Annotated in this window: 19 protein-coding genes; 3 read left to right on the top strand and 16 right to left on the bottom strand. The window is 56.1% G+C overall.

Going from position 1 to position 20,025, the window contains the following annotated elements:
- Window positions 1–443: 443 nt before the first annotated feature.
- The 9 genes from ACRZ96_RS05565 to ACRZ96_RS05525 all read right to left on the bottom strand — a co-directional run bounded on the left by ACRZ96_RS05565 (window position 444) and on the right by ACRZ96_RS05525 (window position 9,493).
- Complete coding sequence (locus ACRZ96_RS05565; RefSeq protein ID WP_170513592.1) at window positions 444–896, bottom strand: SRPBCC family protein; 453 nt, start codon at window positions 894–896, stop codon at window positions 444–446.
- 102 nt (window positions 897–998) lie between these two features.
- Window positions 999–1,607, bottom strand: a complete 609-nt coding sequence (locus ACRZ96_RS05560) for a nucleotidyltransferase family protein (protein WP_480771904.1) — start codon at window positions 1,605–1,607, stop codon at window positions 999–1,001.
- Complete coding sequence (locus tag ACRZ96_RS05555; protein ID WP_170564287.1) at window positions 1,600–2,382, bottom strand: XdhC family protein; 783 nt, start codon at window positions 2,380–2,382, stop codon at window positions 1,600–1,602. Before ACRZ96_RS05555 ends, ACRZ96_RS05560 begins: the two co-directional genes overlap by 8 nt.
- A complete protein-coding gene (locus ACRZ96_RS05550) occupies window positions 2,379–3,560 on the bottom strand; it encodes a vWA domain-containing protein (protein WP_480771903.1) in 1,182 nt (393 codons plus the stop codon). The genes ACRZ96_RS05555 and ACRZ96_RS05550 overlap by 4 nt, the downstream gene beginning before the upstream one ends.
- Complete coding sequence (locus tag ACRZ96_RS05545) at window positions 3,557–4,432, bottom strand: AAA family ATPase (protein WP_170392519.1); 876 nt, start codon at window positions 4,430–4,432, stop codon at window positions 3,557–3,559. The genes ACRZ96_RS05550 and ACRZ96_RS05545 overlap by 4 nt, the downstream gene beginning before the upstream one ends.
- 46 nt (window positions 4,433–4,478) lie before the next feature.
- Window positions 4,479–6,908 carry an aerobic carbon-monoxide dehydrogenase large subunit gene (locus ACRZ96_RS05540; RefSeq protein ID WP_480706934.1) on the bottom strand — a complete coding sequence of 810 codons (2,430 nt, stop codon included), beginning with the start codon at window positions 6,906–6,908 and terminating at the stop codon, window positions 4,479–4,481.
- Window positions 6,905–7,399: a (2Fe-2S)-binding protein gene (locus ACRZ96_RS05535; RefSeq protein WP_170392521.1), complete on the bottom strand. Its 495-nt coding sequence runs from the start codon at window positions 7,397–7,399 to the stop codon at window positions 6,905–6,907. Before ACRZ96_RS05535 ends, ACRZ96_RS05540 begins: the two co-directional genes overlap by 4 nt.
- A gap of 12 nt (window positions 7,400–7,411) precedes the next feature.
- A complete protein-coding gene (locus ACRZ96_RS05530) occupies window positions 7,412–8,266 on the bottom strand; it encodes an FAD binding domain-containing protein (RefSeq protein WP_170646652.1) in 855 nt (284 codons plus the stop codon).
- Between the two features lie 111 nt (window positions 8,267–8,377).
- Window positions 8,378–9,493, bottom strand: a complete 1,116-nt coding sequence (locus ACRZ96_RS05525; protein WP_170802047.1) for an MHYT domain-containing protein — start codon at window positions 9,491–9,493, stop codon at window positions 8,378–8,380.
- On the opposite strand from ACRZ96_RS05525, the gene ACRZ96_RS05520 reads away from it, so the two are divergent.
- The gene (locus tag ACRZ96_RS05520) at window positions 9,470–9,682 is read left to right on the top strand and encodes a hypothetical protein (RefSeq protein ID WP_170513065.1); all 213 of its coding nucleotides are present in this window, start codon (window positions 9,470–9,472) and stop codon (window positions 9,680–9,682) included. The genes ACRZ96_RS05525 and ACRZ96_RS05520 overlap by 24 nt on opposite strands.
- 96 nt (window positions 9,683–9,778) lie before the next feature.
- Here the strand turns inward: ACRZ96_RS05520 and ACRZ96_RS05515 are convergent, their stop codons facing one another.
- Window positions 9,779–10,123: an adenylate/guanylate cyclase domain-containing protein gene (locus ACRZ96_RS05515; RefSeq protein WP_480814304.1), complete on the bottom strand. Its 345-nt coding sequence runs from the start codon at window positions 10,121–10,123 to the stop codon at window positions 9,779–9,781.
- Window positions 10,124–10,364: 241 nt separating this feature from the next.
- On the opposite strand from ACRZ96_RS05515, the gene ACRZ96_RS05510 reads away from it, so the two are divergent.
- Entirely contained in the window at window positions 10,365–11,642 is a 1,278-nt protein-coding gene (locus ACRZ96_RS05510; protein WP_480814303.1) for a tetratricopeptide repeat protein, read from the top strand.
- 127 nt (window positions 11,643–11,769) lie between these two features.
- Here ACRZ96_RS05510 and ACRZ96_RS05505 read toward each other — a convergent pair whose 3' ends face one another.
- Genes ACRZ96_RS05505 through ACRZ96_RS05485 form a run of 5 tightly spaced genes read right to left on the bottom strand, consistent with a single transcriptional unit; the run spans window position 11,770 to window position 17,382 of the window.
- Window positions 11,770–12,618, bottom strand: a complete 849-nt coding sequence (locus ACRZ96_RS05505; protein WP_170512798.1) for an ABC transporter six-transmembrane domain-containing protein — start codon at window positions 12,616–12,618, stop codon at window positions 11,770–11,772.
- Between the two features lie 6 nt (window positions 12,619–12,624).
- Window positions 12,625–13,044: a DUF2141 domain-containing protein gene (locus tag ACRZ96_RS05500; RefSeq protein WP_480814302.1), complete on the bottom strand. Its 420-nt coding sequence runs from the start codon at window positions 13,042–13,044 to the stop codon at window positions 12,625–12,627.
- Window positions 13,041–16,169 (bottom strand): efflux RND transporter permease subunit, encoded by a 3,129-nt coding sequence (locus ACRZ96_RS05495; protein WP_480771899.1) that lies wholly within the window; start codon window positions 16,167–16,169, stop codon window positions 13,041–13,043. The genes ACRZ96_RS05500 and ACRZ96_RS05495 overlap by 4 nt, the downstream gene beginning before the upstream one ends.
- A gap of 3 nt (window positions 16,170–16,172) precedes the next feature.
- Entirely contained in the window at window positions 16,173–17,255 is a 1,083-nt protein-coding gene (locus ACRZ96_RS05490; RefSeq protein ID WP_480771898.1) for an efflux RND transporter periplasmic adaptor subunit, read from the bottom strand.
- Window positions 17,218–17,382, bottom strand: a complete 165-nt coding sequence (locus tag ACRZ96_RS05485; protein WP_480791107.1) for a hypothetical protein — start codon at window positions 17,380–17,382, stop codon at window positions 17,218–17,220. The genes ACRZ96_RS05490 and ACRZ96_RS05485 overlap by 38 nt, the downstream gene beginning before the upstream one ends.
- A gap of 40 nt (window positions 17,383–17,422) precedes the next feature.
- On the opposite strand from ACRZ96_RS05485, the gene ACRZ96_RS05480 reads away from it, so the two are divergent.
- Window positions 17,423–18,040: a TetR/AcrR family transcriptional regulator gene (locus ACRZ96_RS05480; protein WP_480706940.1), complete on the top strand. Its 618-nt coding sequence runs from the start codon at window positions 17,423–17,425 to the stop codon at window positions 18,038–18,040.
- A 327-nt stretch (window positions 18,041–18,367) separates the two neighbouring features.
- Here ACRZ96_RS05480 and ACRZ96_RS05475 read toward each other — a convergent pair whose 3' ends face one another.
- Entirely contained in the window at window positions 18,368–19,963 is a 1,596-nt protein-coding gene (locus ACRZ96_RS05475) for a GMC family oxidoreductase N-terminal domain-containing protein (RefSeq protein WP_170402106.1), read from the bottom strand.
- Window positions 19,964–20,025 lie beyond the last annotated feature (62 nt).

The following is a 20,025-nucleotide window of genomic DNA, read 5'->3' as shown; positions in this document are numbered from 1 at the left end:
ATACTACGTTGACCGTTAGTTTCTGGCGCACTTACGCTTGGTGCCTAGGCAAATAGTGGTAAGAATTTTTCTATACTTATTCCAGAATTATGAGCAGTACGCGGGTTATAGATAGAAAAATCTTCTACAGGCCACGCCGGTAAGATCGGGGCACTAGAGCGAAAACCAGACGTTCATGTCCGAGTTGCAATAGGCAGATGAGCGCAAAAGAAAAACTGTGAATCTATGGCAACCGACGGCAATTGTTCAGATCAAGCGTTTAGAACCAAGTAGCTAATGATGGATGAGTGGACTTACCAGAATCTTAATACTTGATCCTTGCTCCTGCAGCTTCCGCTCGCATATTCGGCACATTTGTTGTTGCTGGAACGGTGCAAATTTCAATTCGGATCGTTAGCAGGTGGAGCAAGCTCAAAGAACTGCTTCATCTCCACCCATTAAGATCAAATCATCGCGTCTTCATTCACTACATCAGCGAAGGACTTGAAGAATTTTCCTGCGAGCTTCTTGGCTGTGCTCTGGATCAAACGACTGCCGAGCTGAGCCAGTTTTCCGCCAATCTCGGCCTTTGCTTCATAGCGCAGGATCGTTTTGTCGCCGTCTGCACTCAGCGTCACATCTGCGCCACCCTTTGCATGACCAGCGGTACCACCATTGCCCTGACCAGACAGCGAGAATGCATCAGGGGCGCCGGTCTGGTCCAGGGTGACATTGCCTCCGAACCGCGCCTTGACGGGCCCTACTTTAAGCAAGACCTTGGCCTCCAGTTCAGTATCAGAATGCTTGATTAGTTCTTCACAACCCGGAATGCATTGTTTCAACACCTCGGGATCATTCAGTGCCGCATAGACGCGATCTTTCGGGGCGTTGATGATGATTTCGTCCTTCAGTTCCATAGTCTAGTCCTTCTTAGCAACAGGGAAATCTTATGTTGTCTGCTTGTTCAGTGGTCATTTCGAGCGATTTAAGACGCCCGCGCATCCAGATCAGAAGTCGGCTCATGAGATCGGCTCGTTCGCGGTTTCCAAATGGGTCGCATAGTCATCCGGGGTATCGACATCGGTGTAGAACCCTGGCGATGGCAGCGTAGCGGCTTGTACATGTTCGGGATGATCGCGCGTAAAGCCCAAGCAGCCGGGGCGTACGGGGTTTTCCAGCAATCGCCGGCGCAATAGCTGCGGGATAGTAATTGGATTGCCTCGTGCGCCGTTATGGACAGGTATCGTCACTTTAGTCGCATCACCTGCAATGTGAGCGGCAATCAGATCTTGCAGATCCTGAGTGGTCAATAGCGGCTGATCACCCAAGCCGATCAGAAGCAGATGGGCGTCAGGTGCACAATGCAATCCCGTGGCAACCGAGCTCTGCTGGCCGCTGGTGAAGTTTGCATTGTGAACCAAAGAAACAGCTAGCCCTGATAATGCCCGGCGCACGGCGCTCGCCTCATGTCCTGTTACCACCGTCAGGTCAGTATCAATGGCGCCTAAGTAAGCCATGGCTACACGGCGGATCATCGGTACGCCGTCTATTGGAAACAGCAGCTTGTTTTGCGCCCCCATGCGACGGGAAAGACCGGCGGCCAGAAGGATCGCGGCAACATCAGCCATCGGCAAGCCCCACAGTCTGCCGTCTGACACGGACTAACTGCGCAAGGATCGACAGCGCTATTTCCTCGGGCGTGACCGCCCCCAGGTCCAGACCCGCCGGGGCGTGGACGGTGTTGATGGCCTCGGGCGTTATGCCGGCGGTCTTTAGTTTTTCAGCCAGTGTCGCGAATTTCCGAGCGCTTCCGACGAAGGCAACATAGTCGGGCAAATCTGTCAGTACGGATTTGAGCGCGTCCAGATCTCCTTGGCCTTGCGTCGCAATGACAACGAAGCGTCGTCGATTGCACGTCGTATCAGCCGACGTGGTGCCAGAAACCGACCAGTGGAATTGCGGTGCCAGGGAACTAAGCGCTTGGGCCACAGGGGATGCGCCAAGCACGACAAGTTCGGGCATTGGCAAACAGGGCTCGATAAAAATGTCGACGGTGCCTTTTGACGGGCAACCATTGCGCGCAAAGCGCGTCCCGTCGATCTCATCCCCCGCTATCACGCCCATTTCTTCCAGGAGTTCCTCGGGCGCGACAGAAACCAGTTGCGGCTGACCGGCGCGCAAAGCCTCTACCGCAGCGCGTTTGACCGCGCCACGCGTGCATCCGCCACCAAGCCATCCATGCAGGATTGTCCCGTCCGCGCTGAGCAGCGCTTTAGCACCCGGCTTGGCCGCCGTCGCCCCCGCAGTGCGCACGATTGTCGCGAAGGCGAAAGGTTCTTGCCGGTCACGCAGGTCTTGTGCCGCATCGGCAAGGTCCGTGTCTAGGATCTCTGCCGGACTCATAGCGTCACCAATTTTGGTTCCAGGGCGGCAAGATCGGCAAGGGTGTTGGCCGGTTGAAAAAGGTCGAGATAAGGCAAGGCCACAGCCATTCCGCCAGCTATGGGCGCGTATTCGCTCCAGCCCTTCAGTGGATTGAGCCAGATGATCTTACAGCCGCGTTTTCTCAGCTTCTCAAGCGCTGCTGCCAGGATTGCGGGTGGCTCGGTATCATAGCCGTCCGACAGGATCACTACGACAGACCGGCCATCTACAAAGCGCCGCGCATAGGTATCGGCAAAGCGTTGCAACGATGGCCCGATCTTTGATCCACCGCCGAAGCCATCTGCCATCAGCGACATCCGACCAATTGCACGCAGTGCGTCTTTGTCGCGCAATGCTTCAGTGATGCGAACCAGCCGTGTGTGAAAAAGATAAGCGTCGGCATCTTTGTCAGCGCGCATCAGCCCAGCGAGAAAAGCAAGGAAAACTTGTGCATAGACGCTCATCGATCCCGATACATCGCAAAGCGCTACGATTTTGCGGCTGCGATCTGGGCGAGACTTGCGCAAGAGCTGCAGAGGTTCCCCTCCTGTCGCAAGGCTCAGGCGAATGGTCTTGCGAAAATGCAGGCGGTCGCCTTTGCGGGCGGCGATCCGACGGCGCGAACGTCGGTCGCGCAAAGCGGCACCGATGCGACGCGCAACTGCTTCGGCCTCTGCGATATCATCCGCGCGGACCAGATCACGCAGATCGCGGCGGCTGAGATTGCGTTGCTGAGTTGCGATAAGTTTACCGGTGCCGTCGCTGTCGGCCTCGCCGTCACCGGAATCAGGAGCGATGGCGCTGCCCGATGCGCCCATATCCTGACCCTTGGCTTGACGAGAGGAATGCACGTCATCGCTGAGCGCAGACTGCGCTTTGGGCACGGCCCTTTGCTTCACCCGACCGGAATCCATCCAAAAACTATCGAAGAGGCTGTCGAACCGTTCGGCCTCATCCTTGCATCCTGTGCAGATGGCCCGTAACGCGCGACGGCTTTCATTCGGGACAGCGGCATTGACCTCGCCGAGGGCAAGCAAGGCAAGCTCTGCCTCTGCCACACCTAGGCGCAGGCCGTTCTGGCGCAAATGCGCAATGAACCCGGCGACACGGGCCGCTGGCCCCGGATCACGCGCCGCAAATTTGGAAACCCGGCTCATGCGGCCTTCCCCGCGATACGGGCCGCGACTTCGGCGGTGATCTGTGCCTGATCGCTTTGAGTTTTCAGCAGCGTGGTTAAGGTGGAGTGCAACACGGTTGGATCGTTGGTCAGATCCGCAATCCCAAGTCCCATCAAGGCGGCAGCAAAATCGAGCATCTCAGCGATGCCGGGTGTCTTTTCCAGTTCCTCCTCGCGAAGCTTTTGTACAAAGCCTACGACTTGCGCGCCAAGACGCGCCTCAATCGCAGGGCAGCGGGCTTTGAGGATTGCAAGTTCTGTCTGTCGGTCCGGATAATCGACATAGGTGTAAAGGCAGCGACGACGCAGTGCATCGGATAGATCGCGTGTGCCGTTTGATGTCAGGATCACGATCGGCTTACTAGAGGCCGTGATGGTGCCGAGTTCTGGCACAGTCACTTGATAGTCGGCCAGAACTTCCAGCAAGTAGGCTTCGAATTCCACATCAGCACGGTCAATTTCGTCAATCAACAAAACAGGCGGCGTGTCCTGGGTAATGGCGGCCAATAGAGGGCGTTCCAACAGGAAATCACGGGAAAAAATACGCTCTTCAACGCTTTTGCCCGTCTCACCATCTTCGGCGGCGGCGCGGATCGTCAGCAATTGCCGCTGGTAGTTCCATTCGTAGATGGCCTGCGCGGCGTCGAGCCCCTCATAGCATTGCAGTCGGAGCAACTTGGTGTCGCGCGCATCGCTCAGGGTGCGCGCAACCTCTGTCTTACCTACGCCTGCGGCGCCCTCCAGAAGAAGAGGCCGCTCCAACGTCAGCGCCAGATGGAGAGCAACTGCTAGGTCGTCGGATGCGACATAGCCCTGCCCTTCAAGAGCGGATTGTAAATCGGTCCAGGTCATGTGTGTCTCCGGGCAGAGCGGAACGTCTCCGCCCTGCCTTTCGCCTTTAGCCGTGCAGGCCAAGCTCATTGGCGGTCTTCCAGATCCGCCAGTGATCATGGGGCATGTTGGTATGCCGCAGACCAAAGGCCCGGAACGCATCCTGCACCGCGTTGGAGAAGCATGGCACCCCGCCCACATGCGGACTTTCGCCCACGCCCTTCGCACCGATGGGATGATGTGGCGACGGCGTGACGGTGTAGTCGGTCTCGTAATTCGGAACCTCCCATGCCGTCGGCAGGAAGAAATCCATCAGCGTGCCCGTCTTCACGTTGCCCTGATCGTCATAGGCGATTTCCTGGCCCAAAGCGACGGCGAGTGCTTCGGTCAGGCCGCCATGCACCTGTCCTTCGATGATCATCGGGTTGATCCGGGTACCGCAATCGTCCAGAGCGTAGAAGCGGCGGATGTCTGGCACGCCTGTATCCACATCAATATCCATCACGCAAACATAGGCACCGAACGGATAAGTCATGTTCGGCGGGTCATAGTAGCTAACCGCTTCAAGCCCTGGCTCAATCCCTGGAATGGCCTGATTGTAGGCGGCGAATGCGATTTCTTTCATGGTCTTGAACCGCTCGGGCGCTCCTTTGACCACGAAACGGTCGACGTCGAACTCGACGTCATCGTCATGCACTTCCAACAGATAGGCCGCGATCATTTGCGCCTTGGCGCGGATCTTGCGGCCAGCCATGGCCGTAGCCGCCCCGGCAACCGGGGTCGAGCGCGAGCCGTAGGTGCCCAGACCATAGGGCGCGGTATCGGTGTCGCCCTCTTCGATGGTGATGCTATCGGCAGGTAATCCGATCTCGGAGGCCAGTATCTGTGCGAATGTCGTCGCGTGGCCTTGCCCCTGCGAAATCGTTCCAAGCCGTGCAATTGCAGAGCCCGTGGGATGGATGCGAATTTCGCAGCTATCGAACATGCCGAGACCCAGGATATCGCAATTCTTCACTGGGCCAGCACCCACTATCTCAGTGAAGAAACTGAGACCGATTCCCATAAGCTTGCGCGTTTCGCCCCGTTTGAACGCCTCTACACGCTCGGCCTGTTCCTTGCGCAATCCCTCGTAGTCGACGGTGCTGAGCGCTTTGTCCCAGGCAGTGTGATAATCGCCAGAGTCATATTCCCAGCCAAGCGCAGCCTGATAGGGGAATTGCTCTTTCTTGATGAAGTTGATCCGGCGCAAATCTGCCGCGTCCATGTTCAACTCGATCGCCAGCACCTCGATCATCCGTTCGATGAAATAAACCGCCTCTGTCACGCGGAAGGAACAACGGTAGCTGACCCCGCCCGGCGCTTTGTTGGTGTAGACGCCATCAACCTCAAGGAATGCAGTCGGGATGTCGTAAGATCCGGTGCAGATATTCATGAAACCCGCCGGGAATTTGGTTGGGTCGGCGCAGGCGTCAAATCCACCATGGTCCGCTGTCACATGGCAATGCAACCCGGTGATCTTGCCGTCCCTGGTGGCAGAAATGCGGCCCTTCATCCAATAGTCGCGGGCAAAGGCGGTGGTCATCAGATTGTCCATCCGGTCTTCGATCCACTTTACCGGCTTGCCGGTGACGATGGAGGCGACGACCGAACACACATAGCCCGGATAGGCCCCAACCTTATTTCCAAACCCGCCGCCAATATCGGGAGAGATCACACGGATATTGTGTTCCTCGATCCCGGAAATCAGGCTGACCACAGTGCGGATAGCATGAGGCGCTTGGAACGTGCCCCAAAGAGTCAGCTTGCCATTGACCTTGTCCATTGAGGCGACGCAGCCGCAGGTTTCCAGTGGGCATGGGTGCGTACGGTGGTAATACATGGTCTCTTCGGCAACGACCTCGGCATTGTCGATTGTCTCGAATGTTGGATCCTTGTCGCCCGCTTCCCACGTGAAGATGTGGTTGTGATGCTTTCGAGGACCATGTGCTCCATCGATTGGTTTGCCATCCTCGCCCACGGTGTCTTCACGCAGAACTATCTCTGATTCCATCGCCTTGAACGGATCGACCAGAACCTCAAGCTCTTCGTATTCGACCTCGACGGCCTCGATTCCATCTGCCGCCGCATAGCGGTCTTCGGCCACCACAAACGCCACTTCCTGGCCTTGAAACAGAACCTTGCCATCGGCCAGAACCATTTGCTTGTCGCCGGCCAGCGTCGGCATCCAATGGAGGCCGAGCGGTTCAAGGTCCTTGGCGGTCAGCACAGCGAGAACGCCGGGCACTTCAAGCGCTGCCGCCGTATCGATGTTGGTGATCCGTGCGTGAGCGTAGGGAGAGCGGACGAAATCTCCAAAGAGCATCCCGTCAAGCTTCACGTCATCGACGTAGTTGCCCTTGCCTTGAGTAAAGCGGGCATCTTCCACCCTTTTGCGCGAACAGCCCATGCCCTTGAGGTTCGCGGTGCGTTCCTCACGATCTGGAGTCATGTCATTCATTGGGCCGCCTCCTTGGCTGCATTCATCTCGGCCGCTGCGGCTTTGATGGACTTCACGATGTTCTGATACCCGGTACAGCGGCAGATATTACCTGCCATGCCAAAACGGATCTCTTCCTCGGACGGGTTCGGGTTCTCTTCGAGCAACTTTGCCGCACGTGTGATCATGCCCGGAGTGCAGTAGCCGCATTGCAGCCCGTGATGTTCCTTAAACGCCTCTTGCAGCGGGTGCAGCGCGTCAGGCCCACCGATGCCTTCGATGGTTGTGATATCCTTGCCATCGGCCTGCGCCACGAACATGGTGCAGGACTTGACTGATTTGCCATCAATGGTGACGGTGCAAGCGCCACAATGGGAAGTCTCGCAGCCAATATGCGGGCCGGTGATGTTGAGCCGCTCGCGCAGCGTGTAGATGAGAAGCTCGCGTGGCTCGGCAAGGAATTCCTCTTCCTTGCCGTTCACCGTGATCTTGTAGTGTTGTTTCTTTGACATCGGACGATCTCCTCACGCACGCGACCAGGCGCGCTCAATGGCGCGGGTCAGAATGATACCTGCCACGTGTTTTTTGAAAGCGACGGGGCCGCGGTTGTCCTCGGTGGGGTCAATATCACCGAGCATGGCGGCCACAGCGGTCTTAATGGCATTTGCATCGACGCCGGTGCCAACCAGAGCGGCCCCAGCCGCCTCGGAAAAGACCGGTGTGTCGCTCAGATTGGTCATTGCAATCGAGGCGGAGGCACAGGTGCCACCTTCTTTCACGATCTGGACTGCAGCAGCAGCGGTAGCATAATCACCAATCTTGCGCTTTTGTTTTTCATAGGCGTAACCGCCATGCGGCGTTGGGATGGTGACTGCAGTCAACACTTCTTCGTCTTCCCGAGCGGTCATGTAGGCGGCTTCGTAAAACTCGCGGGCAGCGATGTCGCGTTCCCCGTCAGGACCCTCGACAGTGAAACGCGCATTCAGGCACTGCATCAGGCCGGGCATGTCATTACCGGGGTCGCCATTGGCCACGTTGCCACCAACTGTACCCATGTATCGGACTTGCGGGTCTGCGATCTGAAGGGCAGCTTCGCGCAGAATCGGAGCGGCCTCAGCCAGTGCGTCGTGATCAATAATCGCGTGCTGGGTGACCATCGCACCGATGCGGATACTGTCACCTCCGATCTCGATATCAGACATGCCGCCAACATCCTGAAGATCGATCAGATGCGGCACATCCGCCATCCGCAACTTCATCATCGGAATCAGGCTGTGCCCACCGGCCATGACGCGGGCATCATCGCCATGCTCTTCCAGGATCGACAGCACACCGGCCATGTCCTTGGGTCTGTAGTATTCGAATGCCGCTGGAATCATCGGCTCTCCTCCCTTCAAGCAAATGTTCTGGCTGAACGGATCACTGCATGCGCTTGGATGGCGACGCTTCAGGAAATCAACAAAAAACAGGTATTTTGCACGAAATGCGCCCTAGGTCGCACGAATTGCGCCCACCTGCGATGCAAGCGCATCCTGAACCGTCTTGAGTTTGGATCGACTGACCGGCGCGGGTGGTAAACCATCCCCGTCGAACAGGCATCGGCCCTTATCCTTGGTCCGCTCAAACCGCGCCACGCGCTGAGGATTGACAAGGTAGCTGCGGTGGGTCTGGAGAAATCCGGTGGGCACCAATCGCTTGGCGGCCTCGGTCACTGGCCAGACACAAAACAACCGATCCGTTTCGGTGTAAACTTGGGTGTAGTGCCCATCCGCGCGCAAAAACAAAACATCTTCGGCAGAGATGAAGACCTTTCCACCATCCCGTTCGCAAGGAATTTGCAGCAATGGTTTTACATCCACGGCCGCTTCTGTTGGCTCCGGGTCTTTCCTCGAAGGTCCAGGCAAATAGGTCACGCTGACCCACAAGCAAGCACCAAATATGATGAAACTGAACAGGATTACGCCAATGGCCAGCGTCTCATTGCTCATCAACGGGCCAAACTCAACCCCACTTGGCACCGCGACGAAACGGGTGCTCGCCAGAGCAAGAAAATGAACGGTGCAAACCGCCGCTGCAAAACACAAAGTGCCCAGCAAAATGTTTCTGTTTGTTCGCTGCCCGTAGGCAATCGCGAAAGCCAGCATACAAAGCGCTATTGCAGCAATCGAGGACAAGATGACGCCACTGGGCGTATACACTGCCCGGCAAAGCTCCAAGCCAGCCATGCCAATATAGTGCATCGCCAAGATGCCCAACCCAACAACGCCTCCTGCCATCGCAATCGTGGCGCGGTTGCGTTCGGTGAAATGCAACAGAATAAGCGCAGCTCCGACGAGCAGGATCGCGACAAGGGCAGACACAAGTGTGATTGCAGCGTCGTAATAGAACAGGATCGGCATCTGAAGCCCGAGCATGGCCACGAAGTGCATGGCCCAGATTCCACCGCCAAGCGAAACAGCCGCAAGAGCCACCGAGGCCTTCTTTTCAAAGACCGGCTTCGTCGAAAGATCTCGCGTCATCGACAATCCTGTAAACCCTGCCACGAAGGCAACAATGCAGGACATGGCGACGAGGAAACTGTTGTGGCTGACGTCGAGAAACTCCATTGTCGCAAATTGGCTAAAAAGTATGCGTTTGGCAAATGGATCAACGATGTCGGACGTTCAAAGAGCGGTTACACATTAGGCGATGCCCAGCTCCGAAGCATTCGTGCCGAGGTGGCTAGCACGCTGCTATTCGGCGGCTTTGAGGCCAAATCCGCCGTTCATATTGATTGGGTGAAAACCACAATTTAAGGCTAATGAAGATCTGCTCGACCCCTCCCGCCGTCATCATTTGATGTTTGATTTGTGACTTCCGAAAGCTGCTGGGTGGAATGGCTAGAGATGCCTTTAGACCGCTTTATAAACTTGCCAGTCTTCGGATAAGCCCTTCAGTTCTTTTGTTACAAGACTTTCGAAGTCCAGACCGGACCCAGCCACCAGATCTTTTACTGTTCTGGAAACGACGATGTCGCCGCCTCCGCCCAATTCTGAGATACGCGCTGCAGTGTTAACGGGAATTCCGCGCACATAATGCAAAGAAACTTCGACCTCGCCTGTGTGACCCCCTATGCGAACTTCCAGATTCAGCTTGGAAATGGCATCGCCAATCGCCTTGCCACGATGGATCGCCTGGCCGGGTCCGTCAAACGTAGCGAGAAAGCCATCGCCATATACTTGGTAGGCAATGTGCACCTCATCACTGTGCCTCCTTAGGACAACCCTATTGGCAAAGAAAGGCTATGAGGCACGCTTGTTTCAATCAATATCATTTCAATCAGCAGTGAAGGCCAGAAGGCCAGCCCGTTAACCGATGGTTCGATCCTTATAGCAATCGATTATCCACAATAGTGCTTATGGTTTCGCTTTTTGTGCTAGCGTTGGGCAGTTGCGAGCACTCACGTTTGAGTATGCTGACGAAAGTGGGAGTATGGAGATGCTGGTTGACCGATATGGACTGACGCTGACGACCAGCCTGCCAGAGGCGCGGGACGCCTATGTCGCGGGGCTTGATCACATCCTTGCAGCAACGTTTGGTGCAAGCGAAGCTTTTTCCGCCGCCATCACGGCCGATCCCGGCTTCGCCCTCGGTCACGTTGGGCTTGCTCGAGCTCGAATGTATGAAAACGATATGTCTGGCGCTCAAGAGGCAATGGCGTCGGCCCGCGCCTGCGCATCTGGGTTGACTGAGCGCGAGGAGGGTCATCTCGCGGTATTCGATCTCTTGCTTCAGGGACGTGTTTCACAGGCACGAAGCGCAGTTCTGAAGCACGCTGCTCATCACCCCCGCGATGTCCTTGTCGCGCAGATCTGTACCAACATTTTTGGTTTGATTGGGACATCGGGTGAGCCTGGTCGGGAAAGCATGCAACTTGCCTACACGACCAAATTATTTGATGCCTTGGGCGAAGACTGGTGGGTTATGAGCGTACACGGTCAGGCGCTGTGCGAAGTTGGGCGGCTTGATGAGGCCATGTCCATGATGGACGGCTCGCTCGCTTTGAACAACGCCAATGCAAACGCGTCACACTTCAAAGCGCACACGCTCTACGAGCAAGGTTATGGAGAGGCCGGTCGCGCATACCTTGCCGACTGGATCGCGGATTATGATGTGCGCTCGGTATTGCACGGCCACTTAAGTTGGCATCGCGCTCTGTGGGCCTTGGAGCAAGGGAATGAGGCTGAGCTATGGACGATTTACGAGGGAGCTATCGCACCCGCAGCGTCCTATTCGTTGCCGATAAATGTTCTAACCGATGCTGCTGCACTTTTGCACCGCACTGAAATTGCAGGTCTAACAGTTGCGCCCAAACTTTGGCGCGACCTGAGCGAATACGCATCACGGTTTTTTCCAAACCCAGGCATGAGTTTTGCGGACATACATGGCGCGCTGGCTCATGCAATGGCAGGGGAAGGTGAACGCCTTGCGGTTCTGACCGAAACAAGCTTGGGTTTTGCGGCAGATCTTGTTCGCCCGGTGGCCCGTGCGTGGGGCGCGATTGCGCGACAAGATTGGACGGATGCGCTGCAACAGCTGACTCCGGTCATGGCAGATCACGCTCGTCTGGGTGGCAGCCGCGCACAGCGTGACCTTTTGGAGCTGACTTACCTGAATCTGCTATTGAAATCCGGCCATATTCAAGAAGCTCATCGAACGATTACAGCGCGACGCCCGATCTTCAGTCATAATGCGCCCGTTGCAGGCTTTGTCTGAATTCACAAAGCTCTAGTTTATCAGCTCTTCTTACCCCTCCTTTAGCTAGGCTGCGCACGACCGGAATGGACTGGTTACTTCCTGATTACAAATCCCGTATCACGCCATTTATGGTATGCAAGCCTGATCAATCGCTCTGCAACCTGGTCGTAATTTCTGACAGGCGAGACCAGGATTGTAAGGTGACGGGCAAAGCAAGTGCGGCTTCCGCAAACTCCCACGAATAGCTGATAATCGAAAATATCATGCCCGGTGTCGCATCCAGGTTTTGGGTCGCGAACCACAGGTTGAATAGGAGCAGACCTATTAACAGAATGAAGATTACGCCATACAGAACGGCTTCGGTATCCGAGAGCTTTACTTCGAACCGGCGCAGTTTACTCAGGTGGACGAAAACCGGACGGTCACGTCGTTGTTCCAGAACACTGACCTGATGCTCCATTTGCTCATTCAGCGCACGGTTCCATTGCCAAAACGTCGAATGAAACAGAGCGTATACAGATATCATTCCGACAAGAACCCCACAGGCAGACAGGGCCAGAACTGGCGAGAAGTAAAACAGCAAAATTGCTGATACGACGAACTGCACCACCCCCGCGATTGCCGAAGGCAGGATCTCTTCAAGAAAGTCGGCCAGTTCGCGCCCCATGCCGATCCGGGCGTTCAGCGACGAAATTGGAAGATTTGAAAACCGCGCGGCAAGCGCCTTGCCCAATTCGACACGGATCATACCGTAGACACGTGTATCGTAAATCCGCCGGATCACGCTGATCATAGTGAGGGCAACCATGAGCGCACCTAACTGCACAAAGGGCTCAAAATCTTCGCTCAGCAATCCATCTATGGCGAAGCCGACGAACAGCGGAATCAAAACTGTCAGGGCAGTTTCAGCCAGGATCAGGAACCACGTAAGCCCTACGCGCCAGCGGAACACACTCAGAAGCGTGCCGATTGTCAGTTTTCGATCTGTCAGCATGGCGAATTACTGATCATAGTGAATGCGAACACGCACATCGCCCGGCCAGACCGAGGCAGCCTTGAAATCCGGCTCGTCCTGAGGGTCTGAGGCACCTGTTGAACCCAGCCCCTCCAACAGTTTTGTCTCAGTCATGTTCAGGTCATCGTCCTTGTTTTCGTCATGAAACAACAGCACAGCGTATGGGCCCGCGTTCAGGTCAGAAAACTCATGGCTGACGCTGCCTTTATGTGACGGAATCTGGGCGTAGTCAATGGCGCTCCAGACATCCAAACTGTCAAAGGCGTGCGCGTTATCGAATACAAGGATCACGATGTTGCCCTTGGCGTTGCGGATGCCGTCCACAGTCACATTCAGACCCTCGGCGGAGGCCGGAGTCGCAAGCGTTACCACGGCGAATGCAGGGGCTAGAAGGTTCCGTATCATGGCTTTGTCCTTTCTTCAGAAGGCTGCGGAAGGGGTGACTTGAAAATGGCAATGACATCCTCGGTGATGGCGATCAGTACCGGCACCAGCAGCAGCATGAGGGCTGTGCCAAAGAGTTCTCCAAAAGCTAAAGAGATTGCCGCAGGGATCAGATACTGCGCTTGCTCAGAGGTTTCGGTCAGCAAAGGCAGCAGACCAATCACAGTAGTTGCGGTGGTCAGAAAGATCGCCTTGAAACGTCCAATACCTGCGCTTCTCAGCGCCAGATTCACGGGCTGACCTTCCTCTCGCGCCTGATTGTAGCGGGTGATCATGACCAGACTGTCGTTCACAATCACACCGGTCAGAGCAAGCATGCCGAAGAACGAAAACAGCGACAGCGAGACACCCATGATCAGGTGCCCGACGGCGGCTGCGATAAAGCCGAATGGCACGATGGCCAGAATGACGAAAGGCTGCCAATAGCTTTTCAACGGCACGGCCATCAGCACATAGATCAGAATGGCTGCCAGCAACAGCGCGCGCTTCAGGCCATCGCTTATATCGGCCATTTCTTCCAGTTCACCGGCCGGCAGGACGGTTACGCTGGGATATTTGGCACGGAGTTTCGGGACCAGCTGCTCGAACACCGCCTGCCCCACCTCTTCGGGAGCAACAAGGTCGCGGTCGATGGACGCTGCTACGATGTTCATGCGCTTGCCGTCACGGCGATCGATAGTGCCAGAGGCATAGGTGCCCTCGATTTCGGCGACGGTCTCAAGCGGCACCCAAGCGCCGGATGCGCTGCGCAACCGGGTCTGCACCAGATCCGCCAACGTATCGCGGTTTTCACGCGCGTTCTGTACGACTACGCGGACTTCGGACCCATCGCGTCTGACCTTGGTCACCTCGGCCCCGCCGAACCCATAGCCAATCTGTCTGGCCAGAGCCTCGGCGTTAAAACCAAGGTGCCGCGCGTCCGGGCGCAGGCGGAGTTTCAGTTCAGGTTGGCCGCCCACCAACCCATCCCTTACATTTGCCACGCCCTCGATGTTCGACAGGAAACCTTTCATTTCGGCGCTGGCTTGCTGCAGAAGGTCTTCGTCTTTTGACGCCAACCGGATTCGGAACCCTCCGGCAAGCGTTTCCGATCCGGTGAACTCCAACTCGGTGGCACCCTCGACCGCACCGACCCGGTCGCGCCATTCGCGGACCACGGAAAGGATCGGGACATTCGGACGCTCAGCTACCGGGATCATTTCAGCGAAAATTTGGGCATTTCCAGCGCTGTTGATGATGGTGAATACTGTCTGAACGGGTGGAGCAGACATACTCGCCTCTTCTGCAAGCTCGACGTTCAGCTCGTTCAACACGGCTTCGATCCGATTCACGTTCGTGCGGGTCAGTGCAAAGGGGGCGCGGGCATCCATTTCCAGGTTCATCGTGATGACCTGACCGGGCACCTCGGGAAAGAACACCGTCCTGACCTTGCCCTTGTACATCAGGCCAAGCCCCAGCGTTGCGGCGGCAATGAACAAGATCAGCACAGCGTAGCGCTGACGCACCGCCGCGACGAGCAAAGGCTGGTAGATGCAATCCCGCACCCAGTACAACCCGCCCTGCGCAGAATCCTGTACCCGCCCCCACAAGCGGGTCGGCAAGTATCGACGCTCTTGCCGCATCGAAACCTGCGCCAGATGGGCGGGCAGGATGAATTTGCTTTCGATAAGCGAAAAGATCAGCGTCAGGATCACGATGCCCGCGAACCCGGCAAGTACCTTGCCCAGCGGATTGTCGATCAACAGCATCGGGAAAAAGGCTGCGATTGTGGTCAGCACGCCAAAAACGGTCGCAACAGCCACGCGATGTACGCCGCGTTCCGTGTCCCTAATCGGGTCCTTCCCCTTGCGGCGTTCTTCAAAAACGCTTTCGCCGACTACAACGGCATCATCGACCAGAATTCCCAAGGCAATGATCAGACCAAAAGTCGTGACATCGTTCAGCGAATAGTCCACCCATTTCGAGCCCGAGACAGCAAGCGCCCCCATGACCGAAACGGGAATGCCCATGGCAACCCAGAAGGCCAAACGCACGTTCAGGAAAATCGACAGCATCAGGGTCACAAGGATCAAACCCTGCACCCCGTTTGAGCGCAACAGCGCCAGACGGTCCGAGATGTAGCCAGCGCTATCACCCCAAACCTCGACCTGTACCTGCGACGGCAGCTGTCGGCTGAACTCGTCAACCGTGCTGCGCACGACATCACTGATCTCCAGCAGGTTTTCCTTCTGCCCGACCAGAACCTCCATCCCTACGGTTGGTTTGCCGTTCAGGCGAAACAGGTACTCGCCGTCCTGAAACCCGTCTTCGATTTTAGCAATATCGCCCAAAGGCACATAGGACCCGTCGTCACGTTCGATGATCGGCAGAGCTGCGTATTCCGGCACGTATTTCGCCCTGTCATCGGCCCGCAGATAAATCGTACCGCCATCAGTCCTCAGACGACCTGCCTGAAAGGCCAGCGAATTCCCTTCGATGGCGCGGGTCACATCCGAAACCGTCAACCCATAGTGGCGCAGCAACGCCGGGTCGATTTCGATGCGCAATTCCCGCGGTATCAGGCCCCAGATTTGCAACCGCGACAATTCCGGTTGCGCCAGCAACTCTTCTTTCAGGCGTTGCGCCAAGCTCTGTAATGTGGCGGGGTCTGTTTCTCCGAACAAGTTCAGATACAGCGCCGGGAAATCGAAACCCGAGGCTTCGATCACGGGTCGGCGCGCAGTATCAGGCAGATCAGTCAAGCCGTCGATCCGAATACGGACACGATCCAGGACGGCTTGTAGTTTCTGGCCACCTGCGCGGCGGACAGTCACGACACTTAGGTCATTCTGGGATTGTGAGATCACACTACGCACGCCTTCCAAACCTTCGAGGGCCTGCTCAACTTTCTGGGTCACCAATTCATCAACCTGTTCGGCTGTGGCGTCCGGAAACTCGATCGCGATTGTAACACTTTCCGGCGGAATGCGGGGGAAGCCTTCGATCCGAATGTTCAGCAGCGTTTGCACCCCAAGAAATAGGATCAGTGCCATCATCAGATTGGCAGCGACCGGATTTCGGATAAACCAGGATGTCAGAGCGTGCATGGCTCAGCCTCCATCTGATTGCGGCGTCACTCGCTGACCCGGTAGAAACGAGGCCAAAGGTGTTTTGGCCACGCGCCACGGGCCGGTCCCTTCGGGAGCCGATACCGTCACTGTACTTTCGCTGCGGAACAGGATGTTCGGGCTAAGCCTCAGCAATTGGTCCTTATCGTCTACAATCCAAATGTATCCCGCACGGGTCAGGACGCTTTCGGGTAGGGTTAATGTGTCCGAGATCCGGCGTCCGGGAATGTGAACCTGCAGGAAGTCTCCGGCGAGTATGCGTTCATCGGGCTTTGTGACATCCAGAAAGACCCGCACCTGCCGTGTGTCTTGATCCAGAAACCCTCCTCCACGCCGGACTTGAGCCCACCCCAACGCTCCGCCCGAGCGCTGTGTCAGATCAGCAGTGGCGCCAGAGATCGGATGATCCAACAACGCCCAGTCCGCCTGACTAAACTCGGCGACCAGTTCGAATTGCTGGTCGTCCGAAAGGTGTATCAGGGCATCGCCTGGGTTGACCGTCTGGCCCAGGCTGGCAAAGCGATGGGTTACAAATCCCGAAAAAGGGGCGACAACCTCCGCGTCCTTCAGTTCATTTCGCGTCGCATTCAGCCGTGCCTGCGCAGCTGCAACGGATTTCTCGGCAATGCGCAATTGCGGCAGATTCACAGCCAGTTCGTTTGGCGGTTCTGTTTCATCCCGGTCAAACTGTCGTTGCGCGACTGTCACTTTGTTCTGCGCGCGCAATAACGCCAGTTCCGCTTGCTCAAGCTCCATCTCAGCGGCTGCAACGGCGCTTTGATAAGGTGCATTTTCGATTGAAAACAAAGGGGCACCCCGTTCCACCTTAGTCCCTGCCAAAGCGGCGTTGTGCACTGCAATGATGCGCCCGGACACAGCAGATCGCAGCTTGGCATCCCACCGAGGCCGAACTTCGGCAAACGCCGAAACCCGCGCTTGTACGGTTGCTGAAGCAACTGTGACGACCGAGACGGTCGGCGGCGGAGGTGAGGTCGTTGTTGCCTGAACATCAATTGTATCTTCTGTATCAAACAGGAGGATGGCGATCGCTACAAACAGTGCCAACGATGGTCCAATCCAAAGCCACCGCCGGGTCGGTCTTTGCCGAGTTACCAAAGTTTTGTCTGTCATAGACCAGTCTTTCCTGTGCCGCCGAATCCATTGCACCTTGTGGCATTCGATAGAGTGTCATATACTATGAACGATCGTTCGTTCAATATTAAGTTGAAAAAATGTCCGAAGACACCAGGAAGCCGGAATCAATCCGGGAAAAGGCAACAGCCAAGCGTCGCAACCAGATTTTGGAGGCCGCAGTTATGTGTTTCCTTGAGCGCGGCTATCATCAGACAGGCGTCCGCGATATCGCTGCGCGGGCGGGCGTCAGCCTTGGAAATCTCTATAATCATTTTCGCGGCAAACATGATGTGCTTGTAGAAATCGCAATACTTGAACGCCACGAGATGGAGCCGTTTCTGAAAATCCTGAACTCAGATGCGCCCGCGCCCAAAGTCATAAGAAAGTTCATCAAGGCCTACGCAAAATACCTTGCTGCGCCGGAAAACGTTATTTTAACATTGGAAATTTCGAGCGAAGCAGTTCGTCAACCGGACATCGCGCAGCTGTTCGTCGAGAACCGGTCGAGTTTGACTGAGGCCCTGGAAGCTGTAGTGAAGCGAGGAATTACCGGCGGTGAATTGCGCACCGTTCCGGATCCCCTTCAGGCGTCACAACTGGTGATCGAAGTTCTGGAAGGCAGTGCATATCGTAGTGTGCTGTCAGAAATGCCCATGACCGGGATCATTGTGTGCGCTGAAGACTTTATTATGAGTTCCCTGCTGGCACGTCATTAGTACGTAGGTGGCGTGTCGTTTTGGAATTCGTGAATGTCAGCCAAAGGGAGCTGCCTGAGACATTAATGTAGGCAGCAAAGATCGACTTTGAGCCGGCCGAAACGCGGGGGAGGTCAAAGGAAAGCTGGAGTTGCGGTTAGGACTATTGGCTAACGCAATATAATCCGAGGTTCTGTTACCAGACTTCGTTTAGTCACAAGACGAAGAGGTCGCAAAGCGAATGCAGATTCCAACCACCGGCACAGCGCCAGATCGTTTTTGATGCGATTGACGCACTGATCTATTGATACTGTAGGGATCAGGCGATCAGATACGATGGCAGATTTCTCAAGCATCCGCCTTTATCAGGTCGCTTGCCTTTTCGCCAATCATGATCGCTGGTGCGTTGGTGTTGCCGCTAACGATTTCCGGCATGATCGAACAATCAGCCACCCGCAGGTTCGAAATACCGTGTACCTTTAGTCTTGCGTCGACAACAGACGTCTCGGCGTTCCCCATCGCGCAGGTGCCGGTTGGGTGGTAGATCGACACGCTGTTCGATCTGGCCCAATCCAGAGTGCCTTCATAATCTTCGCAGCTCAGCTCTGCCGTTGGTCGAAACTCTTCTGAAATCTTCGAGGCCAGAGGGTTCTGTTTGGCAATCCCGCGCGCGATGTTCACGCCGTCGACAATGGTTCGGCAGTCCGTTTCAGTGGACAGATAGTTCGGGATGATCTTGACATGTTCGGATGGGTCCGGTCCGTTCAGGCGCAGCTCTCCCCGACTTTCCGGACGCAGTTGGCAGACCGACATCGTGAAGGCCGAAAACGGATGCACACCTTCGCCTGGGCTGTCGGCGGACCAGGGTTGCACGTGGAACTGAATGTCGGGCGTCTCAACATCGGGCCGGGTTTTCATGAAACCAGTCGCAAGGCTGGCGGCCATTGTCATCGGACCTGCACGAAATAGTGCGTATTTCAGCGCGATTCGCGCCTGATTGAACAGGCTGCGAACTTCGTCATTCAGTGTGGGCTCATTGCATTTGAACACCAGCCGCGCCTGCAAGTGATCCTGAAGACCTTTGCCAACACCCGGCAGGGCGTGCAGCGGTTTGATACCATTTTCCTTTAGATGATCCGGCTCTCCGATCCCTGACAACATCAGGATTTGGGGAGAGTTGATCGCCCCGCCGGACAGGATGACCTCGCGCCGAACAGTCAGTGTCTGCTCGTTACCAGAACGATCCCGGTAGACCAGCCCGGTTACTTTTTTCCCATCCAGAACCACACGCGACACAAGCGCTTTGGTGATGATGTTGAGGTTCTGACGACCGCGAATGGGCTTGAGATAGGCGACGGCGGCGCTACAGCGGCGCCCATTGCGCGTGGTCAGTTGGAAGTAACCCACGCCTTCTTGCTCGGCCCCGTTATAATCTGGGTTGAACGGGTAACCGGCGGCCTGTGCTGCTGCGACCCAGGCATCGCAGATCGGGCGCTGAATGCGCATGTTGGACACTGACAAGGGGCCATCGACGCCATGATATTCATCCTCGCCGCGTTCTTGATCCTCACAGCGTTTGAACAGGGGTAGCACATCGTCCCAGCCCCAACCCTCGTTGCCCATTTGCCGCCAGCGGTCGTAATCTTCCTTCTGGCCACGCACATAGAGCAACCCGTTCAGCGAAGATGAGCCACCCAGTACCTTGCCCCGTGGCCAGTCGATGGATCGACCGTTAAGGCCGGGGTCTGGCTCAGTGCGATAGCACCAGTCAACCGAGGGGTTATGCATCGTTTTGAAATAGCCGACGGGGATGTGAATCCACGGGTTGGTATCGCGGCCACCTGCTTCGAGCAGCGCAACAGTTGTGTTGGGGTCTGCGCTCAACCGATTGGCAATGACACAGCCCGACGATCCTGCGCCAACAACTGCATAATCCACCTCCATGACCGCCTCCTTCCAAACTCGCTGAAAAAAACTCTATGCAAGATGCAAGAATTATACTAGCC

Source organism: Ruegeria sp. CF1 (assembly GCF_056537445.1).
The sequence above is the reverse complement of the archived record's forward strand: the minus strand, read 5'-3'. Positions and strand labels throughout refer to the sequence as shown.

Coding starts and splice junctions, on each gene's coding strand:
- ACRZ96_RS05565 (WP_170513592.1), bottom strand. CDS start 896: ATGGAACTGAAGGACGAAATCATCATCAACGCCCCGAAAGATCGCGTC.
- ACRZ96_RS05560 (WP_480771904.1), bottom strand. CDS start 1,607: ATGGCTGATGTTGCCGCGATCCTTCTGGCCGCCGGTCTTTCCCGTCGC.
- ACRZ96_RS05555 (WP_170564287.1), bottom strand. CDS start 2,382: ATGAGTCCGGCAGAGATCCTAGACACGGACCTTGCCGATGCGGCACAA.
- ACRZ96_RS05550 (WP_480771903.1), bottom strand. CDS start 3,560: ATGAGCCGGGTTTCCAAATTTGCGGCGCGTGATCCGGGGCCAGCGGCC.
- ACRZ96_RS05545 (WP_170392519.1), bottom strand. CDS start 4,432: ATGACCTGGACCGATTTACAATCCGCTCTTGAAGGGCAGGGCTATGTC.
- ACRZ96_RS05540 (WP_480706934.1), bottom strand. CDS start 6,908: ATGAATGACATGACTCCAGATCGTGAGGAACGCACCGCGAACCTCAAG.
- ACRZ96_RS05535 (WP_170392521.1), bottom strand. CDS start 7,399: ATGTCAAAGAAACAACACTACAAGATCACGGTGAACGGCAAGGAAGAG.
- ACRZ96_RS05530 (WP_170646652.1), bottom strand. CDS start 8,266: ATGATTCCAGCGGCATTCGAATACTACAGACCCAAGGACATGGCCGGT.
- ACRZ96_RS05525 (WP_170802047.1), bottom strand. CDS start 9,493: ATGGAGTTTCTCGACGTCAGCCACAACAGTTTCCTCGTCGCCATGTCC.
- ACRZ96_RS05510 (WP_480814303.1), top strand. CDS start 10,365: ATGCTGGTTGACCGATATGGACTGACGCTGACGACCAGCCTGCCAGAG.
- ACRZ96_RS05505 (WP_170512798.1), bottom strand. CDS start 12,618: ATGCTGACAGATCGAAAACTGACAATCGGCACGCTTCTGAGTGTGTTC.
- ACRZ96_RS05500 (WP_480814302.1), bottom strand. CDS start 13,044: ATGATACGGAACCTTCTAGCCCCTGCATTCGCCGTGGTAACGCTTGCG.
- ACRZ96_RS05495 (WP_480771899.1), bottom strand. CDS start 16,169: ATGCACGCTCTGACATCCTGGTTTATCCGAAATCCGGTCGCTGCCAAT.
- ACRZ96_RS05485 (WP_480791107.1), bottom strand. CDS start 17,382: ATGACACTCTATCGAATGCCACAAGGTGCAATGGATTCGGCGGCACAG.
- ACRZ96_RS05480 (WP_480706940.1), top strand. CDS start 17,423: ATGTCCGAAGACACCAGGAAGCCGGAATCAATCCGGGAAAAGGCAACA.
- ACRZ96_RS05475 (WP_170402106.1), bottom strand. CDS start 19,963: ATGGAGGTGGATTATGCAGTTGTTGGCGCAGGATCGTCGGGCTGTGTC.